Origin of the sequence: Flavobacterium crocinum, from assembly GCF_003122385.1 — a bacterium.
GTDB classification, from domain to species: Bacteria; Bacteroidota; Bacteroidia; order Flavobacteriales; family Flavobacteriaceae; genus Flavobacterium; species Flavobacterium crocinum.
On the sequence record NZ_CP029255.1, the window covers coordinates 4460786 to 4483716 of the forward strand.

Sequence of the window (22931 nt, forward strand, 5' to 3'; positions counted from 1 at the left end):
CAGGAATATTGAATTACAAAACCTGAAATCCGTGTGCATAAGGATCGTCTTCCTCATCAATGATTATGGTATTGTAACCATACACTTTTGCCCATCCTTGTATACTGGGAACGATGGCTTTAATATCGTCAATTGCAGTTTCTTCTTCTATTCTGCCAACGAACTTACTTCCGATATAACTTTCGTGTATAAATTCGTCTCCTTTTTTAAGCAGTCCTTTTGCATGTAATTGCGCCATTCTTGCTGATGTTCCTGTACCGCAAGGCGAACGGTCTATCGCTTTGTCTCCATAAAAAACAGCATTTCTACCTGATGAAGTCGGATCTAAAGGTGTGCCCGTCCATAACATATGACTCACATCTCTAATAGTATCATTTTCAGGATGAATAAATAAGTTTGGGTATTTTTCGTTAATTCGTGCTCGCACTACCTGACTGTATTGCACAATTTTACTGGCGGTAAAATCCTGAATTCCGGAAAAGTTTTGCTGCGGATCTACAATGGCATAATAATTTCCGCCATAGGCAACATCAAAAGTTAATTCGCCTAATTCCGGGCATTCTACAGTTAAATTTTCGGCTGCCAAATATGATTTAACATTCGTCAATTTAACCCATTCCACTTTTTTACCAACTTGCTTGTATTCAATTTTTACTAAGCCGGCAGGAGCTTCCATATTTATTTTTCCTGGAATTTTCGGACTAATTAATCCTTCTTCAATTGCAATGGTAATCGTGCCTATTGTACCGTGCCCACACATTGGCAGACAGCCTGAAGTTTCGATAAACAAAATACCAAAATCGTTATCTGGATTCGTTGGCGGAAATAAAATACTGCCGCTCATCATATCATGTCCGCGAGGTTCAAACATCAATCCTTTACGAATCCAATCGTATTGGCTTAAAAAATGCTGTCTTTTCTCGCTCATGTTGGTACCAATTAGATTTGGCCCACCGCCAGCAACTACTCTAACTGGATTACCGCAAGTATGTGCATCTACACAAAAAAAAGTTTTTCTAGCCATATTTAAATTGAATCTCTTGTTTGAACATTATTAACTAATCTTGAAATTCCAAGCGGATTTTCATTTTGAAGTGCCTCTGGAAGTTTGTTATTCGGCCAATTCTGATAACTAAAAGGTCTAACCCATCTTTTAATGGAACCAATTCCAACTGCTGTAAACCTGGAATCTGATGAGGAAGGATAAGGTCCGCCATGCACCATCGACGGACATACCTCTACTCCTGTTGGTAATCCGTTAAAGATTATTCTTCCGACACGATTACCCAAAGCATCCACTACTTCTTCATAGTTTTCAATTTCATTTTCTTCTGCCAAAATACTGCCCGTAAGCTGTCCTTCTAATTTTTCAATAATCGCAACCAGTTCAATTTCGTCTTCACATTGTACTAAAATTGAAAAAGGCCCGAAAACCTCTCTATGCAAAACTGGATTTTCTAAAAAGATTTTGCCCGAAACCGTCAGTATTTTTTGTGAAGCGTAATTAGGATTATCTGTCTTAGCATATTCTGCTACGACTTCAATTCCGTCTTGCGAACTTAACAGTTCATTATTGGATTGATAATTTTTATAAATCGACGGATTTAACATACAACTTGGCGAAATCTTTAAAATCTCAACGGCAAGCTGTTCGGTAAACGTTTTTAAAGCATCACTTTTGATTCCGAGCATCAAACCTGGATTAGTGCAGAACTGTCCTGCACCTAATGTTACAGAACCAGCACATGCCACTGCCCATTTTTCAGCATTTTGTTTTAAGGCTTCTGGTAATAATACAACTGGATTTATACTTCCCATTTCTGCAAAAACCGGAATTGGTTCTTCACGCTGTCCTGCTAAATCATATAAAGAACGACCGCCTTTTATACTTCCTGTAAATCCAACTGCCTTAACCAAAGGATGCTTTACCAATGTAACCCCAACTTCAATGCCGCTGCTGTTCAGATTAGAAAAAACACCTTCCGGCATATTCGTTTTTTGAGCTGCTTTAATTACTGCCGAAGCTACCATTTCTCCAGTACCAGCATGCATGGGATGACTTTTTACGATAACCGGACATCCAGCGGCCAATGCAGATGCTGTATCGCCACCGGCAGTAGAATACGCGAATGGAAAATTACTGGATCCAAAAACGACTACAGTACCTAAAGGACGCTTCATTTTACGAAGATCAACCTTTGGCAAGGGAACTCTATCTGGAATAGCAGTGTCAATTGCCGCTTCAACCCAAGAACCTTCTTCAACTAAATCAGCAAAAGCATTTAATTGCCCGATAGTTCTTCCTCTTTCGCCTTCAGCACGGCCTCTTGGCAAACCCGATTCCTGACAATAAACGTCTAAGAGATTATCTCCTAAAGCCAATATTTCATCCGCAATTGTTCTTAGAAATAAGGCCTTCTCTTTACCCGTAGATTTCTGAAATGTCAAAAATGCTTTGCTTGCAAGAGTTACGGCGGATTCTATTTCTTCATTACTTGCTTCAGTAAACTGCCAAAGATTCTCTGTATTTTCCTGCGGATTAAACGTTTTGAAGGTTTTATCGCCGCTGGCTGACAACTGACTCCCTATGTAATTTTTTCCAGTAATCATGTATTCTATAGTATTTGGTTAAGTAATTCTAAAATTGAAAAAAGTTTTTAAAAAACTTCTTTTCTATTACAGGCTTTTATAGTCTGGCAGCGTTGGTCTATTTTTTAATGAATCATTAATAATAGCCAAAACTCTTTCTCTTTCAGCTCCCATAAGTGGTAACCTTGGTGCACGTACGTATTCCGTTCCTAATCCTGTTCCCACTTCCGCTAATTTAATATTTTGAACCAATTGTGCATTGATATCCAATTCTAATAAAGGCAAAAACCAACGGTAAATCGTCAACGCTTCCTGAACTTTACCAGCTTTCGCTAATTTATAAATAGCAACTGTTTCTTCCGGAAAAGCATCTACAAGACCACCAACCCATCCGTCAGCTCCCATTAGTAAACTTTCTAATCCTAAAGTATCAACTCCTGTAAGGACTTTTAATCTGCTTCCAAAACGATTAATGATTCTGGTTACATTAGAAATGTCTCTTGTAGATTCTTTAACAGCCTGAATGTTATCCAGCTTTAAAAGTTCTTCAAACATATCTAAAGTTACCTCGATCTTATAATCAACCGGATTGTTGTAGATCATAATAGGTAAAGAAGTACTTTTTGCAACTTCTGTAAAATATTCAACGGTTTCGTAATCGGTCGCTTTATAACGCATTGGAGGCAACATCATTAAACCTCTTGCTCCATTAGCTTCAGCCTTGTTTGCTGCTTCAATAGCACCGCGCGTAGTTTGTTCTGCAATATTCATTATCACAGGAACCTTTCCACCAACTATACGAACTGTTTCAAGAATAAGGTCTTGTTTTTCTTCTTCTAAAAGTGTACTGGCTTCTCCTAAAGTTCCTCCAAGAATAACACCTTCTATTCCAGCATCTAATTGATAATTAAGGTTTTTTTCAAACATTTTAAAATCTAAAGTGTCTTCAGCTGTAAAATTTGTGGTAACAGCTGGCATTACCCCTTTCCATTGAATATTCATAATTTATTTGTTTTTATTTATTTCAAAGGTATCAAGGGGGGGTAAAAATTTTATCTAGGAATATTATCAAAAACCTATACAATATTATCTCATTTGCAAGATTTTAACAAAAACTAGATTAATTTCAATTCATCTTTTACTAATTTTCATATCTTTCCGTAAAATATAAAAAATAACCAAGTAATGAAAGTTTTTCCTTTTAAAATCCCAAAGTCAAGCGAAGAGGCATTTATCTATCAAGAAGACTGCGAAACTATTTTTTATGATAAATACCATCAGCACGAAGAAATTCAAATTAGTTATATAAAGAAAGGAGAAGGCAAAATTTTAGTCGGAGATATGATTACCGAATATCAAAAAGGCGACATTATTATATTAGGAAGCAATTTACCGCACGTTTTTAAAAGCGACATTTCTGAAAGCAGAGGAATGTCGGTCATGCTTACGGTCTTTTTTACCGAAAATGGATTCGGAAAAGATTTTTTTAATTTACCGGAATTAAATGCTGTAGAACCTTTTTTTACAGCTATTAAAAACGGAATACAAATTAGAGATGCCAAACCATCTATTATAAGGAAGTTTAAAAAGTTTAAAGAAGCCGATAAATACGATCGTTTTATTCTTTTAATGTCTATGTTAAAAGCCTTTAGCCAGTCTGATAAAAAACATCTCTCTAATTATGTTTTCAACAAACCTTTTACAGATGCTGAAGGGAAACGGATGCAGATGGTTTTTGATTTTGTCATGACGCATTATCAAAAAAACATCACTTTAGACGAAATTGCCCAAATTGCCAACATGACCAAAAATGCTTTCTGCAAATATTTCAAAACCCGAACTAAAAAGACTTTTTTCCAGTTTTTGATTGAAATAAGAATTGAACATGCCGCAAAACTGCTTATCAAAAACAAGGAATTATCGATTATTGAAATTTCGGAACTAAGCGGTTTTAACAACATTTCTAATTTCAACAGAAAATTCAAAGAGATTAAAAAGAAAACCCCTTTTGAGTTTAAAAGTTCCCTTATTAAGTCTTAGCCTATTTTACTCCTTTTTAAGTAATATTCTATTATATAAGGATAATAAAAGTCTAGCTTCAATATCCTAAATCTGCATACTTTTGAAAATGTACACTCTTTTTCTTAATGAAATAAGATTTTGAGTTCAGCTACATTTTCAAACATTTCAAACTTAAAATGCCATGATTAGGAACTATTTAACTCTTGTTTTTTTGTGTTTTAATTTCATTTCTTTTGCCCAAAAAACAAAACCATACACACTGGCAGACACCTTAAGAGGCAGTTTAACTCCTGAAAGACAGTGGTGGGACGTACAACGTTATGATATTACTGTGAAACCTGATTATGACACTAAAATAATAGTAGGAAGCAACACTATAACGTATAAAACACTTAAAGAAAAGAGCAATACCAAAATGCAGATTGATTTGCAGAATCCTCTGGTTATTGATAGTGTTATTCAATCTGGGAAGAAATTAAGTTTTGCAAAGGAAAACGGTGTATGGTATATTAAAACGCCTAAATCTAAAATAAAATCCACCAGCAAAGTGGTTATTTTCTTTAGCGGAAAAGTTCATGAAGCCATAAAAGCGCCTTGGGATGGAGGATGGATCTGGACAAAAGATTCCTTAGCACGTCCGTGGATGACGGTTGCCTGCCAAGGACTTGGTGCCTCTGTATGGTATCCGTGCAAAGATCATCAAAGTGACGAACCGAATAATGGTGCAAGTTTAACGATGACTGTTCCTGATTCTTTAACCGCAATTGCCAACGGAAGATTAGAGTTTAAGAGAAGTAATAATGACGGAACAACTTCTTATAAATGGGCTGTTGTCAATCCGATTAGTAATTATTGCATCATTCCGTACATTGGAAAATATGTCAATTTTAAAGAAACTTATAAAGGAGAAAAAGGCAATTTAGACCTGAATTATTGGGTTTTGGATTATAATTTAGAAAAAGCTCAAAAATACATGCCAAAAGAAGTGCATAATATGTTGAATGCATTTGAATACTGGATGGGGCCTTATCCGTTTTATGAAGATGGTTATCAGTTGATTGAAACCTCACATACCGGAATGGAGCATCAAAGTGCTGTTTCTTATGGTAATCATTATAAGCCCGGCTATCGCGGTAATGACGGCTCCGGAACGGGCTGGGGAATGAAATGGGATTTTATTATTATTCATGAAAGCGGACACGAATGGTTTGGAAACAACATTACCACAAATGATCTGGCTGATATGTGGGTACACGAAGGATTTACCAATTACAGTGAAACCCTTTTTGTTGATTATATTTTTGGAAAACAAGCCGGAGATGAATACAACGCCGGAACTCGCAAAGGAATACGAAACGATCGTCCCATTATTCCCGATTATAATGTAAATGCACAAGGAAGCGGCGATATGTATTCAAAAGCAGGAAATATGCTTCACGCCATTCGTCATGGATTGGATAACGATGCCTTGTTTCGAGAAGTTATTCGAGGATTGGGAAAAGAATTTTATCATCAGACTGTAGATTCGAAACAGATTGAAAATTATATTTCGAAAAAGCTTAATTTTGATTACAGTAAAGTTTACGAGCAATATCTTACCACAACACAGATTCCAAACTTTGAATTTTATTTTAATGAAGATAAGACCAAAGTTTTGTATCGTTACAGCAATTGTGTAAGCGGTTTTAATTTGCCGCTGACCTTAAAAAATGAAACTGATAAAGTTAAAATAATACCATCAGATCAATGGCAGAGTATTTCTTTAGCAAATGATCAAAAGTCTTTATTTGACGCAGCTTCTATTACTAAAATGTATTATATAAATCCTGTTTTGGAAACCAATATAAAGTAAAAATTCAATCATTAATCAAAATACGATGAAGAAAACAATCTCTCTTTTTTTCTGTTTTATCCTGTCACTTTTTTTCCTGACTGCAAATGCTCAAAGACCAAAATGGGCGAATAATAACAGTAGTTATTATACCGCAGAAAAAGGAGAAATAATACAGTACGAATTACCAAACTTTACCAGAAACATAATTGTTGATGCCAAGCAGCTTACACCAAAAGGAAGCGCAAAAGCTTTAGAAGTTAAAGATTTTGAATTCAGTAAAAATGAAAAATTAGTTTTGATTTACACCAATTCAAAAAAAGTGTGGAGACTGGAAACGCGTGGCGATTACTGGCTTTTTAATACCGAAACAAATGACTTGCGACAGATTGGAAAAAACAGGCCAGAATCGTCTTTGATGTTTGCCAAATTATCTCCGGACAATAATTCAATTGCTTACGTAAGCAAGCATAATTTATATGTTGAAGACCTTAATTCCGGAAAAGAAACGGCTTTAACAACTGATGGAACAGATCGTTTAATTAATGGAACTTTTGACTGGGCTTACGAAGAAGAGTTCAATTGCAGAGACGGTTTCCGTTGGAGTCCAGACGGAAAAAGTATTGCATTTTGGCAGATTGATGCTACCAAAATCAAAAACTTCTTAATGATTAACAATACTGATTCGATATATTCTTATACGGTTCCGGTTGAATATCCAAAAGTTGGACAAGATCCTTCAGCATGCAAAATTGGAGTTGTCAATATCGCTTCACAACAAACAACATGGATGAAAGTTCCAGGGGATTCAAAACAACATTATATTCCGTTAATGCAATGGATTCCTGATGGTTCTTCGATATTGGTTGAACAACTAAATCGCAAACAAAATGAAGCCAAACTCTTTTTATGTGACCCTAAAAGTGGCGACGCAAGTCCAATTTATTCTGAAAAGAATACTTCGTGGATTGATATATTACCAACTGAAAATGAAGGCTTAAAATGGATTAACAACGGAAAAGAATTTCTTTGGTTAACGGAAAAAGATGGCTGGAAGCATTTATATAAAATCCGCAAAAACGGAAAAACAGAAACGTTAATTACCAATGGAAAATATGATGTTATCGATATTAAAGCCGTTGACGAAAAAAATGGTTTAGTTTATTTTTTAGCTTCGCCAGATAATGCTACACAACAATATTTGTATAAAACAGCATTAAACGGAAAAGGCAAACTAATAAAAGTATCTCCTGCTAACGAAATCGGAACGCATAATTATCGTTTATCTCCCGATGCAAAATATGCTGAACATCGTTTTTCGAATCATAAAAACCAAAAAATATCGGAATGGGTTAATCTTTCTACTCAAAAGACCATTAAAGAAACCGATCGTAATATGACTGCAAGCGGTAATGTCGAAATGATTCAGATTACAACTGTTGACAATATTACCCTTGACGGCTGGATGATCAAACCAACTCCGTTTGATCCTGCTAAAAAATATCCTCTTTTATTTTATGTTTATACAGAACCTGCTGGTGCAACTGTAAAAGATGCTGCGGGTTATGCCAGTACTTTTTTATATGATGGAGATATTGCTGCCGACGGATATATTCAAATTAGCTTAGATGGAAGAGGAACTCCAGTTCCAAAAGGTGCTGAATGGCGCAAATCAATCTATCAAAACATTGGAATTCTAAACACCCGAGATCAGGCAATGGCGGCTAAGGAAATCCTAAAATGGTCTTTTGTAGACAAAGACCGAATCGCAGTCTGGCGATGGAGCGGCGGCGGTTCTACTACGCTAAATCTTTTATTTCAATATCCTGAAATTTATAAAACAGGAATCGCTATTGCCGCTGTACCCAACCAATTGTTGTATGATAATATTTATCAGGAACGTTACATGGGATTACCACAGGAAAATAAAGAACCTTTTATAAAAGGCTCTCCTATTACTTATGCCAATAAACTTCAGGGAAATCTATTGCTGATTCATGGCACTGGCGATGATAATGTGCATTATCAGGGAGCAGAAATGCTGGTAAACGAATTAGTAAAAAACGGCAAACAATTTCAAATGATGAGTTATCCAAATCGTACGCACAGCATCAATGAAGGCGAAGGAACTACCGAACATTTATCGAAATTATATACACAATACTTAAAAGAACACTGCCCGGGTGGAGGCAGATAATATCATTTTTAATACCATTTTGAAAAAAATATGTTTAGCAGAGAAACTTATATAAACAGAAGGCAAGTCTTAAAAAAAGCAATGGGTTCAGGCCTTATTATCCTTCCCGGAAATGAAGAAGTCGGAATGAACTACCGCGATAATATTTATCATTTTAGACAAGACAGCAGTTTTTTATATTATGCCGGAATAGATCGTCCTTCTTTATTTTTAATAATAGATATTGATGCTGATCTGGAAATTCTATTCGGCGATAACCTGACAATCGAACAAACGGTTTGGGTTGGCCCACAAGATTCATTAAATAGTGATGCAGAAAAAACAGGAATCACAACTGTACAGCCTTTCTCATTTGCAGAAGCTGTTCTTAAAAATGCTGTACAACAGAAACGTGCGATTCATTTTCTGCCTCCTTACCGTGCTGCTATTACTTTAAAATTAAGTTCATGGCTCGATATTCATCCTAATGAAATAGCGAAAAAATCATCCATTCCATTATCTAAAGCAATAATTGCACAGCGTTCTTATAAAACGAATGAAGAACTGATTGAGATTGAAAAAGCGGTAGATATAACGGCAGCAATGCACTTAAAAGCAATACAAAGCGCAAGACCCGGAATGACCGAATACGAAATTGCAGGACAAGTCGAAGGCACAGCAATCAGTCTTGGCGGTCATCTTGCTTTTCCGACAATACTAACAGTCAACGGACAATACCTGCACAATCATGCCGGCAGTAATGTCTTAAAGGAAGGACAATTGGTTTTATGTGACTGTGGAGCCGAAAACAATATGCGTTATGCCGGAGATATGACCAGAACTTTCCCAGTTTCGAAAACCTTTACAACGCAGCAGAAAGAAATTTATAATATTGTTTTAAAAGCTGAAGAAGCCGCTATAGCCACTCTTAAACCCGGAACTTTCTTCAAAGATTCACATCTTACGGCCTGTAAGGAGATTTTAACGGGGTTGAAATCTCTTGGTTTAGTAAAAGGCGATTTGGATGAAGCCGTAGCAGCAGGTGCGCATACCCTATTCTTTCAATGCGGTTTAGGTCACATGATGGGAATGGACGTTCATGACATGGAAAATATAGGCGAAGAATATGTTGGCTACACAGAAACTCTAAAGAAAAGCACCGAATTTGGATTAAAATCACTGCGTCTGGCCAAAGAACTTGAAGAAGGTTTTGTTTTAACTGTTGAGCCCGGAATTTATTTTATTCCGGAATTAATTAATCAATGGCAGGCAGAAAAAAAATACAGTGAATTTATTAATTATGATAAAGTTCAGGCGTACAGAAATTTTGGAGGTATCCGTATAGAAGAAGATTTTTTAATTACGAAAGAATCTTATAAATTGTTAGGAAAGCCTCTTGCCAAAACAGCTGAAGATATTGAAGCATTAAGAACTTTCTAGAGCTATAAAGTAATACTATATTGCTTCCAAATAATGTAGATTTTTTATACGAAGAATTAATGAAACACTTGCAATACGTTTATTGCAGGTGTTTTTTCTTTTATAATATTTAATAGAAAGTTCCATTGCAATGAAATAATGTTATAGTAATTCCAGATAGTTATCGGGATGACGAAATGCAAGCAAATTTATTTTATCTTTTTAATCCTTTATCGTAAAGTTTTTTCCCTTTAGTTTGTCATCCTGACAAAGGAAGGATCTCCATAAGCAACTCTACAAAGATGTTCAATTCAGATTCAGCAGATTTTTATTTAACCGCAAATTTCACGAATTTTCGCAAATTCTTTTTCTCTAATCTTTTTATTTTAGGTAGATTCAGTTGATTTTTAACATCCGTTACTTTAGAAATTCCGTAGGAATGAAACCATATTGTAGCAACGGATTTTAATCCGTTGATTCTAAATTTTCATTGTGCCAGAAGTTCCATAGGAACGAAACATTTTTTCTCAAAATTAAACTTCCCAATATGATTCGAGCCGATGGCTCTATTAAATCGTCTCATATCATTTATACCGGATTAAAATCCGGCGCTACAATATGTTCCAAGCCGATGGCTTTTTTTCTTATTGAGATTGTTAAAAAACAAATCGAAAGTAAATACTGATTAACTTTTACTAATTATCAGATAATTAAGTACATATATTTTCATAAGCACTAGTTTAACTTAGTAGGTAAGGAATAAGATTACATTTTAGCCCGTCAAACTTATTTTAAAACAATTAACAACCAAAAACAAACCTTATGAAAGAAAAAAAACTACCCCGATTTTTATCTTTTCTTCTTCTTACGCTTTTTGTGTTAGCAGCAGAAAATTTAAATGCTCAAACGAATTTAGCCAGACTGAGTTCCACAAAAGTCAGTACTTCTCATGTATCGCCCTGGGAAAGTCTGGCGGCTGTAAACGATGGTTTTACGCCTATTAGTTCTGATGACAAAACAAATCCTGTTTATGGAAACTGGGATGGCGATGCCAATTACAATACCTATAACTGGATACAATATGACTGGGATTTTGCTCATCAAATCAATTCTGTTGCACTTTACTGGTTTACCGATTTTGGAGGTATTTCTCAACCTACAGATGCCTATATCAGTTACTGGGATGGACTTGAATGGATTAATGGTGGTGCTGTAGGATTGGCTTTAAACCAATTTAATACTCTTGGAAATTTAAATTTTAAGACCAAAAAACTGAGGGTTTATTTTAAAAGTAATACCGCAACCGGCGTGGTCGAATTTCAGGCTTTTGGTACAGAAACCACTCAATGTGATGCGACCGCATTAACTGCTTCTCTTAAAGTAAATAACGGAACCGAAAAAAGCCTTAATTATGCCGTTGTTTCTCCAACAGATAATGTGCAGTTTTTAGCTTCTATTGCCAATAATCCAACTGGTGGTAAAATGAAATGGACTGGCCCAAATAATTTTACATCAACTAGTCAAAACATTACACTTTCAAATCTACAAGTGGAGAATTCCGGAACGTATCGTTTTTTATACATTAATGAATGTGGGACGGAAAGTGCTTTATCTTTCTACTTAACAGTAAAAGAAAGCAACAGCGATTTCACGACATGGCCAGGTTATGGCACAACGCTTCATTATGATTTTAAAAGCGACTATCCTGATTTTCCAAAACCAACAAAAAACTTAGAAGAAGATTATCCCAATTACAACGGTTGCAATGGCGTTAAATCGACTAATGTGGGTTCATGGACTTTTATACAAGGGCCAAATGCTAACTCTTTAGTAACAGATGCCGCTGTCGACTTAATGTTAAAACGTTTAGACAGTGATTTTACTTTTTTAAGAGATAATATGGGCTGGCCGCCAGATAAATTATACAGAGCAGGTTATCGCAGTTCAGTATATTTATTTGGGTCTGGATTGTGTACTGATAATGCATCGAATACCGATTTAGGCGGATGGCAAAGCGGTGTTGGCACTCCCGATGGAGAAAGTTGGCCAATGGTACTTTTGTCTTATTATCCAGTTGCGAGTTTTGATCCTAATACCACTTTTCCAGATGCACAATATCAAACTGGAGCTTGTGTACACGAAGGTATTCATGCTATTTATGCTTCTTTGCCGGGTTGTAGAAAATCGGCTTGGTTTCATGAAGGTTCAAATGTCTGGTTGCAGACTGTCTTAGACATTAAAAAAACGGGAAGTACAGACTATAGCAATGTAGATCTAGGATGGCTAAGTGCTGGTTCTGTCATTGCGCCTTTTATTCCGATAGAATGTTATAGCGGCTGGCTTCAGGACGGGACATTTGGAGGGCCTTCTGCTGAAGGTGTAGATTCCGGAGTTCAAAATTCTGAAGGAGTTACGTTGAGATTAACCCGAGATATTATTGGAGGAGTTCAGTACAGCTCTGTATTTCCGACCTTTTTAGGAGAAATCGTCGGCGAAAAAAGTTTGCCTTGGGTATGGAATTATTGCGAAGGACGTGTATTAGAAGGTATTGCAAATGGTAATGGCACTGTAAATGGTTTAGGCGAAGATAAAACAAGAAAGATGGTTCAGGAATACAGAGCCAGATTAGCATTGTCTGATTTCGGAAAATTTGAACAGCCTATTTTAAATTTGTACCGCAATAATATGGGACGCGAATTAGGCCCTGAGCAACCTGCACTTATCAATGTTGAAAAATGGAAAGCAACTCCTTATGCTGTAACTACTGAAGATGAAAACGGCTATTTAATTCCGCAGGAAAAAACACTTCCTGGCTGGTCTGGAGCTAATTTTATTCCGATTCATGTACAAGGAAATCAAGCTACCGTATTTTTTGAGCCTTTAGGAGAAAATATGTCGATTCAATTGTGTTATCGCACTAAAGAAGGAAAAACGGTTTATACACAACCCGTTTATGCAGGCGATTGTATTATTTCTTTTTCTCAGGGCGTTCCTGCCAATGGTGTGATATTCGCCGTAATTTGTAATTCAGATTATGTTTTTGAAAATAATGATACCCGTAAAAAGAAGTTTAACTATAAAATTAAACTGGAGGACGGAGCCGTTAGAACTGCCAGCGCAGATAAAAATTGGTGGGACTGGAAAGCCACAATAAGCGATAATCTTTCTGTAGCCGATTTCTCTAATTCATCTTCTCACTTTTTGATTTATCCAAATCCTACCGATAATGCCTCTATGGTTAATATTAAAGTTTCAAATGAAAATACTGGAACTTATAATTTAAAAATAACCAACAGTACCGGGCAATTAGTTTTTGAAAACAAAAACTACAATCTGGAAGAACAATATTATACTGGTAATTTGTCAAAAGGAATCTATTTTGTAACGATTCAATCACAAAATTTCAAACAGACTAAAAAGATTATTATAAAATAATACCATTTCACTACTCATTACAGACTACATCTTTCGTTTGGAAGATGTAGTTTTTTTTGCCAGAAATTTAATTGGAGCTTTGATAAAGAGCCACTAACTTGAAAATGCTTAGAGGGAATCGTAAGAATAATTAAAAAAAGATTTGCTTAAAAATCTTTGCGTTTCTGCGACTTTGCGAGATTAAAACATAAAGTTTTTGTTTCAGCAACAAGAAATTTGCACGCAAAGGCGCTAAGAAGCTGAGATTTTGAACTTGAATCTTAAGATTAAAAAAAGAAATTAAAAAGGGTTAAATAGAATGGAAAGCATCAAGTTCCTATAGCTAAAAATTTTGCCACGAATTGCACGAATTTCCACGAATTGATTTTTTCAAACTCAATGATTTGTGTTTATTCGTGAATTGCTTCGCCAGTCGCTATCGCTCTAGTCGTGGCGGAAAAAAGCTTTTTATCTTACATAAAGTAAAGTCATTACTTTTGTGTAATAATCGCAGACCAGCCTCCTCCGGAAGCCATTTTAGCCGTTACTTTAGTATTCTTATTAACCGCTATAATTTCTTTTTTATAATCTTGAGCGAATGCTTCAGCGTTGATGCCATCTGAAAAAACTTCCATCGAAAAATTTCCTTCTCCCAGGAAAGAAAGATCTATTGGTAATGCTCTGGCATCTGCATCTGTCATTCCGCCGATAAACCATTTATCTCCTTTTTTTCTTGCCACGACAATATAATTCCCAACAGAACCATGAAGTACAACTGTTTTATCCCAAACTGTTGGAATTTGAGTAATGAAATCAACTGTTTCTTGTTCTTTGTAATATGTTGAGGGCGATTCGCACATCATTTGCAAAGGCGCTTCATACACCACATACATCGCCACCTGATGCGCACGAGTTCCCATTGTCATTGGATTATTAAAACTTATGGCAAAATTTTTAGGTTGTTTATTAATCATTGAACCCGGAGTAAAATCCATTGGGCCTGCTGCCATTCTGATAAACGGAATCGTTACTGTATGTTCTGGTGTAATATCTTCGCTCCATTTATTGTTTTCGTTCCCTCTTACTCCTTCATAATTCAATACATTTGGGTACATTCGGTGTAAACCTGCAGGTTTAAATGCACCATGAAAATCTACTAACAATTCCAGTTTAGCACATTCTCTGGCAATCTGCTCATACGAATTGACCATATATTGGTCGTTGCGCTGCATATAATCAATCTTTATTCCTTTTGCTCCCCAACTTTTATAAGTTTCCAGAATTTGCAATAAGTTTTGATCTAATGGTTTCCAAAGTACCCAAAGAATAATCCCGACTCCTTTTTCTTTTCCGTATCGAATCAATTCTTTAACATCCATTGTGGGATTAAAATCAAGAATGTTGGTAGTCGATTTTGTCCAGCCTTCGTCAAGAATTACATATTCTACTTTATTCGCAGCAGCGAAATCTATAAAATATTTATACGTTTCGGTATTTAAACCCGCTTTGAAATCAACCCCATAAATATTATTATCGTTGTACCAATCCCAGGCTACTTTTCCTGGTTTGATCCAATCGGTATTTTTAAGTGCATTTGGTGCTGCTAGCTGGTAAGACAAATTACTCGATACCAAAGTACGATCGTCATCACTGATAATAAATACACGCCAGGGAAAAGCTCTGTTTCCGTTTGTTTTGGCAATATAATCAGCTTCTTTTGTAATGGTCTGCACACGATCGGATTTTCCATCCTTATCCACTGCTTCTAAAACATATTTTGGAAAAATAGCATTTAAAGTGGTGTTTCCATTTCCTTTTAAAAATAATCCCGGATAATCATGAAGTGCCGTTTCCGTAAATAAAACCTTGGCTTTTGGAGTAGTAAACAAAACAGGAAGACTGCAAAAATCCTTGAACGCAATCTCATTTAAAGATTTATCCAAATACAAACGTTCGTTATGAGAATACATCGATTCTTCCTGCGGAAATAAAGAACGTGAACCGTTAGGAAATGATAACGAAACTTTCTCTGAAACTACATTTCGTTTTTCTTTGGCCTCATCTACAAACTGATAAGCCACTCCGTCATTATAAGCACGGAAATTAAGTTTATAATTTCCCTGATATGTAATCGAAAGTTCCGTGTATTCATCTTTAATTTCAGACTCTTTAATTGGTACTATGGCATGTATATTTTGAGATATACTTTTAACCGTTTGTTTTTTAATCTTCGGATTTAATCCAAAATTGGTTTTAGACGAAAAATCCATTCCGGCTTCAGCATTCTCAATAATTAAATTTCCATTTAATGATGCCGACCAGGAAATTTTATCGGAATGATTCACTTTTATCTGAATACGTCCATCAGGAGATTTAACCTCATAAGTTTGAGAAGAAGCTTGATATGCACACAACAATAAGCCACATAAAATCAGTACTCTTTTTTTCATTTTTGAATGCTATTATTTTTTTATACTATTTTACAGAAGGTTCTTTAGTTGCTTTTGGCGCGGTTTGTTTCAGTAGATTTAGTACCTCATCTTTAGTCAAACCATAATCATACATTTTTAAAGAGGCCATAAAACCGGAGTAATTCTCTCCAATATCTGAAGCTCCAATTATAATTTTTGCCTTTTTTATAGCCGATGACAGCATCATATTCTGAGAGTTATCAAGTACGCCATCGACATAAATTTTCTCTACCACTCCATCAAAAGTCAAAACAATATGATGCCATTTATTTGGTTCCGGAACTTTGTTGTATTTCATATCAAAATGACCGTCCAAATGTGGCGCTGCACCATAATGTCCGCTATTGTAAGCCAATGCATTAAACGAATTGGCTAAATTATATTCAGAACGATCACACCATGAGGCCAAAAACTCTCCTTCTTTGGCTACTTCCGGATTTTTTACCCAGACTGCCACAGAATACGAACCATTCCAAGCCAAAGTTTTAGGAACGGGTTTATCTAATATTAAAGCGCCATTTACAAACTCAAATGCCTTAATTTTATCCTCTTTATCCCAGGAAATCTTTACGTCTCCTGTTTTTGTAAACATACCTCCTAAAGAACCTTTATTAGGCAGACTTTTAAATGAATTTTCGTATTTTTCATTAGTTACATCAATATCGATCACCATTTTATGTGAACTTACAGCTGCTGGTTCTGTGTTTGATTTTTTATTTTCTAATGGTAAAGGAAGCTCAAATAATTCGCTATACACTTTTATGTTCCAAACTGCCGCATAAAGCCCCGTTTTTTCTGTGCCTAGAACTTTTAGTTTTAAGAAACGTGCTGTAACATTTTGATCATCAATCATCGGACTTCCAGAAATGCGGTTTTTTGATTTATCAGCATACAACTGCCAATTTTTTCCATCTGTCGAATATTCTAAAGTGTATTGATAATAATAACTGGCAAATTCAAATTGGGTCATGACCCTTTTTATTGGTTTTACACTTCCTAAATCTATAGTTAAATCCTGCGGAAGAGCGTTACTGCCCGCTTTCCACATAGTAGCATTATTATCATCAGTGGCAAAATCAGGCTTATATTCGTAATCGTGTTCTAACGATTGTAAATGATAATAAGATGATGCGGTAGCACGAGCATTTAAAGCTATATTTTCGGGTACATTTGATTTGACAATTTCTCCTATTCCTTTTGAAGTAGGAATCACTTTTGCAATAGTGGAATCATTTTCGAAAATCATTTTATCGATGCAGACTTGTCTTGCCAGACCACCACGTGTCATTGGATAATCATGTTTATGATACACAATGTAATAATCGTTTCCATCTTCTAACACAGAATGATGTCCCGGGCCATGAGTCGTTTTATCTTCGTTCGTACTCAAAATCGGATTATTAAGTCCTTCTTTAAAAGGCCCGTAAGGAGAATCTGAGTAAGAATAACGTACATTATAAGTTTCATCATGACAAGAAGCTCCGGAATACATTAAAATATATTTATTTCCTTTTTTCATCATATAGGCTGCTTCAAAAGGTTCAGGAGTTTGACTTAAAGGAATATTTTTAGAATTCATCATATTCTTCATCGTAGCACTATTCAATTCTCCAACGGCATATCCGCCATTATAATGCACCCAGGTTCCCCAATAACTGTATATTTTACCGTCGGTATCTCTAAAAAATTGTGCATCTAAAGATGGAAAACCTTCTCTTGGATATCCATTTGAAATAACGGGTTCGTCATTTTCATTGAGTTTTTTCCAAGGCCCGACTGGCGTGTCCGAAACATAACCGTAAATATTACAGCCAATTTCGCAGTTTCCGAAATACAAATAATACTTACCATCATTTCCAACCACAATATCCGGCGCCCAAAAATTGGTAATGGGTTTTGCCGTAAAAGACGGAATTTCCATGGTATAATTGTACCAGTTTTTTAAATCTTTACTGTACCAAACCGTTGGAGCTCCAGAAGCCAGCATTTCATTATCGGTCGTGGCATAGATATAATAAATGTCTCCAAATTTTTTAATAGTTGGATCTGCGTAATATCCAGGTAATATTGGATTTCCAGTTGATAAATTACTCACTTCAACTTTTTTTTGAGCAATGACTTGTAAGGTAAAAACGAGTAGTATAAAGTTGTAAAATATGTTTTTGTTTGACATTGCTAATAAAATTAAGTTGAAGCATTTTTAAATGATATTAATATTTCCAGACCAATACATCGGAAGTTTTTACAGCGTTGTTTCCGAAAATTGCCTTGGCACTTTTTGGTAAACTGATTTCGTAGATTTTATCCGAATAATTGACTGCGATTCCAAAACCATCACGATATTCGACCATTACACCTTCAGGATAATCTTCTATTGCTACATTTTGCTTTTGATACAGTTTTCGCAATACTTGTTTTTCCAGTTCTCCATTTTTAGAATCTACGCCAATGTAGGTTACCGTTCCTTTACCCAAACTTCTGGAAATAACAGCTGGTTTTCCGGCATAAAACTCACTTCCATAAGTCGCCCAAACCTCCGTTTCTTTATTCGGTTTTAATAAATCGCCCCAGCTTGTCCATGCAAACTCCTGATTATTGAACTTTATTACTCCCGGAGATTGTGGCATTAATAAATCATACGATTCTATTTCAGAACCTATTAAGCTCCACATCGGTTCGTAAAACTTTGCTTCCCAAAGATGTCCCAAACGATTTTGTATTCCAGATCGACAGCTCAATACCAAGTTTCCGCCATTTTTAGCGTACAAAGTCAATTTGTCAATCATTTTTTGGTCAATCATCTGATAAGCAGGAACAATCAAAAAAGGATATTTAGAAAAATCAGTCGAATCTCGAACAAAATCAACCGGCGCACCAGAAGATTTAGTGGCTTTATAATATTTCAGAAAATGTCCAATAGTGTTCCATTCCTTAGTTTGTTTGTTTAAGTCGATTCCCATCACATTATCCCCATTAAACAAAATTCCTGTTTTGCGTTTTAAATAGTAATCTGGCAATGCTGCTTTAGCATCATACATTTTGCGCAGCGTATTTATCTCTTTAATAAATTGATTGAACTCTAAACCACCGGGAGTTGGTGTTACTCCGTCTGTGCCAACAATCCCGTAATGATATTGCTCATAACCGTACAATGGCGCGCGAAAACGATACGTACAGGCAAATTTACTGCCACCTGCAAAAACATGCCACAGCCACATACGCACAGTTCCCGGCATTGGCTGCGGATTTATACTTCCCCAGTTGACTTGTCCCGGCTGTAATTCCATACAACCGTACATTCCTTTTAAAGGACGAAAAAAATCATTTGACATTCCGATACTGGAATAATCTCCCAAACGATATCCTTGCGAACCGATTCCTAAACTTCCTCCGTAAACCAGATAACGCGTATAACAATCGAAATCCAGTTCTTTACTCATTCCAACAAAACTTTCATTGTAGTTGGATCTGTAGTTCGAAGTAATCCATTGGTCTTTACTTGCATATTTACGAATCGTAATAGCCTGTGAATCCAGAAAAGTGGCTGTTTCTTCATCTGCAAATCGATAATGATCCAACTGCGAATGTAAATTCATTCCCCATTCTTTATGAAGCGGAATGTTAATTTGTTCAAAATCAGTATAAGTGCCACTCCAAAAATTATTTCCCCAAGCCACATTTAAGGCGTCAATCGATTTGTATTTGTTTTTCAGCCAATTTCGATAACGCTGCTGTGCATCGGCTCCATAATCCAGAAAACGTGCAGGTTCATTATCGACCTGCCAGCCCATAATATTTTTATTATTGCCATATCGTTTTGCCAATTCTTCAATCATTTTTAAAGAATAGCTTCTGTAATAATTACTTGAAAACGAAGCATGCTGTCTAGAACCATGATCTGTTTTGGTGCCGTCTTCATAAGTTGCCAATATATCAGGATGTTTTCGAACCAGCCACACAGGCGGTGTAGCGGTCGAAGTACACATTACAATTTTCAGTTTATATTTAGCGGCAATTTCTACCGCTTTATCCAGCCATTTAAAATCATAAACGCCTTCCTGAGGTTCTAACTGCGCCCAGGCAAATTCTCCAAAATGAGTAAATTCAAAACCCATTTCTGAAATCTTTTTCAAATCCCGATCCCATTGGCTTTGATCCCAATGTTCAGGATAATAATAGACTCCAACAGTAGTTAGATCTTTCTTTGGAAAAAATTTATCGAATTTTTGAGCAGCAATATTTAAACTGATCCCTATTCCAAATAGTCCCAGTAAAAATCCTTTGAGAAAGTGTTTTTTTGATTTTAAATGCATTTATATTATAATTTAATTTTAGTCGCTTTATTGGTCAACGGTATTTCATACGCTCCTCTCACTTTTGGATAAGAAAGTTTTATGTCTTTATCAATTCTTAAATAAGCATTTGGAGTGAATTCGTTTTTACTGCTTAAAGTAATTTCCACTTCCTCTGTTTTTGTGTTATAAGTAATGGTGTCGAAAGTTCCTGCATCTAATGTTAACCACAATTGTTTTGGTGCAAAGAATACTTTAGATTTTGCTGCAGTAGTTAATTTTACGCTTACCAAATCGCCTTTTACAGTAACATTACCACCAAAAGCCAGCCAGCCTAAATCAGCATCTTTTGTAATGTAGGTGGCTGTATTTACCGCATAACCATAAAAACCAGAACCATAATCTCCAGACAAATAATCAATTCTTAGCTCTGTTGGATAAGAGTGAAAAGCGGCAGAACCAAATCCGTCTTCGGTAATGTTTGAAATTCCGCCTAAAAGTCCGCCGTAACCTACTTTCAATAAATACAAATCATCCGATTTTTTTCTGTATTGTCTCAAAACCGGAATTGCATTCAAGGAAGATCCATAATGATGAATCTGGCGTTCTACTCTCGATAATTTTCCTCCATATAAGAAATCCCAATATCTACGTGCATTACCATTATACGCCCAATGCGGCATTGTTGGCATATAAGCTAAAATTGCGTTTAAAGTTACATCCGCTTTTTCATCATAACCAAAATAATCCGACCACATATATACTTCTTCCTGGCCCGTAGAATCCCAAGGCATTTCGCTTCCAAAAGGATAATCCAATGCTTTCCAATGATTGGCTCTTTCTTTCATTTTTGCTTCCAAATCAGCGGCCATTTCGGTCATATTTTCATTTTTCAAGTCTTCCAAAATCAACAGGAATACAGAACCTTCCATTTGACCAAACTGAGCATAATAAGGTGCCAGTTGTGTCATTGCAATTGAAGTATGGTAAGCTTGTTTTAAATACCAATCCCAAGTTCTGGTTTCCACCAAATCTTTATTGTATCTCGCTAATCGATACAATGTCCAATAAGCTGCGGCAACGTGAGGATAGTTATACGATCTTCCCGGATCGTTTGCTTCTTTATGTTTCCAGGCCGCCCAGGTTTTATAATCTACATCTGAGCTATAAGTACCTTTTGGTAGAGAGTCTGGTTCATAATAAAAAACACTTTTTTTAACCCCATATTTATTTTTTCCTTCGCTATACTGAATATTGCCCCAAAGTGTTTTATCAACAAATTGCTCTAATTTTTTGATTTCTTCTTTATCAGGCTGAATATGCTGTTTCATAATTGCCGCAAGCCATCCTCCTGCTCCACCTTCGTCACTTAAACCAGCCACCCAAGCTCTGCTGTCTTGAGTCAATTGCTTTTTGGTTTCGTAATCGTAACTAATTACTGAAGGATTTCTTTTGAAAATAGGATCCGGCTGATCGAACCATTGCTCTGTGGTTAAGAAATGACCGAAATCTTTAATCACTTCGTTTTCAGGTTTGATAATTTTATAATTGATGGTTTGTTTTATACCATTTTTATAATTGATTGTCAATACGGCGCGTCCCCATTTTACACCATGAACACTATATTTTTTTAATCCTTTTGGGGTTTTTCCCTCTTCTTTTATCTGCAATGCTCCTTTTGGCTCAATTTCAAATGAGCTTACCTCACTTTTATAATTCAAAAATAATTGTGATTTAATATCCTGAGGTAATACATATCCCGGAATACTGGTTGCAACAGGAAGTTCTTCTTTTACAAGTGTATTTTGGATATCTTCAATTCCTTCAGAAAGCACTAATTTTAGAGAGAAATTTTTAGACTCTTTTGGTTTCAATACTAATGAAGTCGGTGTATTCCATTGCTGTGCATTTTTCCATTCGTTTTCTGCATAAGCTTTACTGTAGACCATCCATTCGTGAAAACCTTCAAAAACAATACTTCTCGGAGTCGGATCATCCAATAAAGGACGATAAGCTTCAAAAGGCATATTTTCTTTTGGCAATACTACTAATGCAGGCCCTTCTCCGCTTAATCTTTTTACTTCCAGATAACCAGCATCCCTTCCTATATATGGATCAAAAAATACATTTTGAGCATGCGTTTCATTCAGTGATTTTCCTTCTAAAATATTATTGAAAACCATTGGAATACCTAATGCGCCAATCTCAATAGGATTATCCGATTTATTCGTAATTTCAAATCGCATTACCAATTGATTACCATCAAGTTCGTAAAAGCGTTTAACAGTAACTGGAATATTACTTGGTAAAGTATTCGCTAAATCCGCTGCCGCTAAGATTTTTGATGAAGTTGCCAAAGGAGTAACCGCTGCTCGTTTTGCTGCTGTAGAATAACTCTGCCAATCGCTATTTCCTTCTTTAATTCTTAAATTGATATCTCCCAGATGATACAATCCGTCTTTGTCTCTAATTTCAAGTCGGTCACTAGGCGTAAAATCAAAGTTTAAGTTTTTAATGGGTCTTAAACCTGCGACTGTCTGCGATGCTTTTACCAGTTTTAATTGAAAAGCAGGCGTATTTATTTTTTGATAAACCTCTGCAATACCCAAAGAAGGTGTTTTTTGTTCAATTCTACTCCAATAATCCTGAGCCTGAATACTTAGTGTACAGCCCAAAAATAATAATAAACCAAGTCTGTATTTTTTGTTTCCCATCTT

General features: G+C 35.8%; 12 protein-coding genes. 5 read left to right on the forward strand and 7 right to left on the reverse strand.

The annotated features are described in order from the left end of the window. Positions 1 to 13: 13 nt before the first annotated feature. The 3 genes from HYN56_RS19515 to HYN56_RS19525 form a co-directional block, all read right to left on the reverse strand. A complete protein-coding gene (locus tag HYN56_RS19515; RefSeq protein WP_109193711.1) occupies positions 14 to 1024 on the reverse strand; it encodes a 4-hydroxyproline epimerase in 1011 nt (336 codons plus the stop codon). Between the two features lie 2 nt (positions 1025 to 1026). Beyond that, a complete protein-coding gene (locus tag HYN56_RS19520; RefSeq protein WP_109193712.1) occupies positions 1027 to 2610 on the reverse strand; it encodes an aldehyde dehydrogenase (NADP(+)) in 1584 nt (527 codons plus the stop codon). A 66-nt stretch (positions 2611 to 2676) separates the two neighbouring features. Further along, positions 2677 to 3591, reverse strand: a complete 915-nt coding sequence (locus HYN56_RS19525) for a dihydrodipicolinate synthase family protein (RefSeq protein ID WP_109193713.1) — start codon at positions 3589 to 3591, stop codon at positions 2677 to 2679. 183 nt (positions 3592 to 3774) lie between these two features. Here HYN56_RS19525 and HYN56_RS19530 point away from each other — a divergent pair, with 183 nt between their 5' ends. From HYN56_RS19530 to HYN56_RS19550, 5 genes are all read left to right on the forward strand, one after another. Then, a complete protein-coding gene (locus HYN56_RS19530; protein ID WP_109193714.1) occupies positions 3775 to 4629 on the forward strand; it encodes an AraC family transcriptional regulator in 855 nt (284 codons plus the stop codon). A 163-nt stretch (positions 4630 to 4792) separates the two neighbouring features. Further along, positions 4793 to 6463, forward strand: a complete 1671-nt coding sequence (locus tag HYN56_RS19535; protein ID WP_109193715.1) for a M1 family metallopeptidase — start codon at positions 4793 to 4795, stop codon at positions 6461 to 6463. Between the two features lie 25 nt (positions 6464 to 6488). Beyond that, positions 6489 to 8639, forward strand: a complete 2151-nt coding sequence (locus tag HYN56_RS19540) for a S9 family peptidase (protein WP_109193716.1) — start codon at positions 6489 to 6491, stop codon at positions 8637 to 8639. Between the two features lie 30 nt (positions 8640 to 8669). Beyond that, positions 8670 to 10058: an aminopeptidase P family protein gene (locus HYN56_RS19545; protein WP_109193717.1), complete on the forward strand. Its 1389-nt coding sequence runs from the start codon at positions 8670 to 8672 to the stop codon at positions 10056 to 10058. Between the two features lie 801 nt (positions 10059 to 10859). After that, entirely contained in the window at positions 10860 to 13472 is a 2613-nt protein-coding gene (locus HYN56_RS19550; RefSeq protein WP_109193718.1) for a T9SS type A sorting domain-containing protein, read from the forward strand. 470 nt (positions 13473 to 13942) lie between these two features. On the opposite strand, the gene HYN56_RS19555 is transcribed toward HYN56_RS19550, so the two are convergent. The 4 genes from HYN56_RS19555 to HYN56_RS19570 are packed head-to-tail and all read right to left on the reverse strand — an operon-like array spanning position 13943 to position 22928. Beyond that, complete coding sequence (locus tag HYN56_RS19555; RefSeq protein WP_109193719.1) at positions 13943 to 15901, reverse strand: glycoside hydrolase family 97 protein; 1959 nt, start codon at positions 15899 to 15901, stop codon at positions 13943 to 13945. 25 nt (positions 15902 to 15926) lie between these two features. Continuing rightward, entirely contained in the window at positions 15927 to 18095 is a 2169-nt protein-coding gene (locus HYN56_RS19560; protein WP_109193720.1) for a family 43 glycosylhydrolase, read from the reverse strand. A gap of 37 nt (positions 18096 to 18132) precedes the next feature. Continuing rightward, on the reverse strand, positions 18133 to 20235 hold the full coding sequence (locus HYN56_RS19565; protein ID WP_109193721.1) for a beta-galactosidase: 2103 nt from the start codon (positions 20233 to 20235) through the stop codon (positions 18133 to 18135). A 5-nt stretch (positions 20236 to 20240) separates the two neighbouring features. Further along, complete coding sequence (locus HYN56_RS19570; protein ID WP_109193722.1) at positions 20241 to 22928, reverse strand: DUF5695 domain-containing protein; 2688 nt, start codon at positions 22926 to 22928, stop codon at positions 20241 to 20243. Positions 22929 to 22931: the final 3 nt, after the last annotated feature.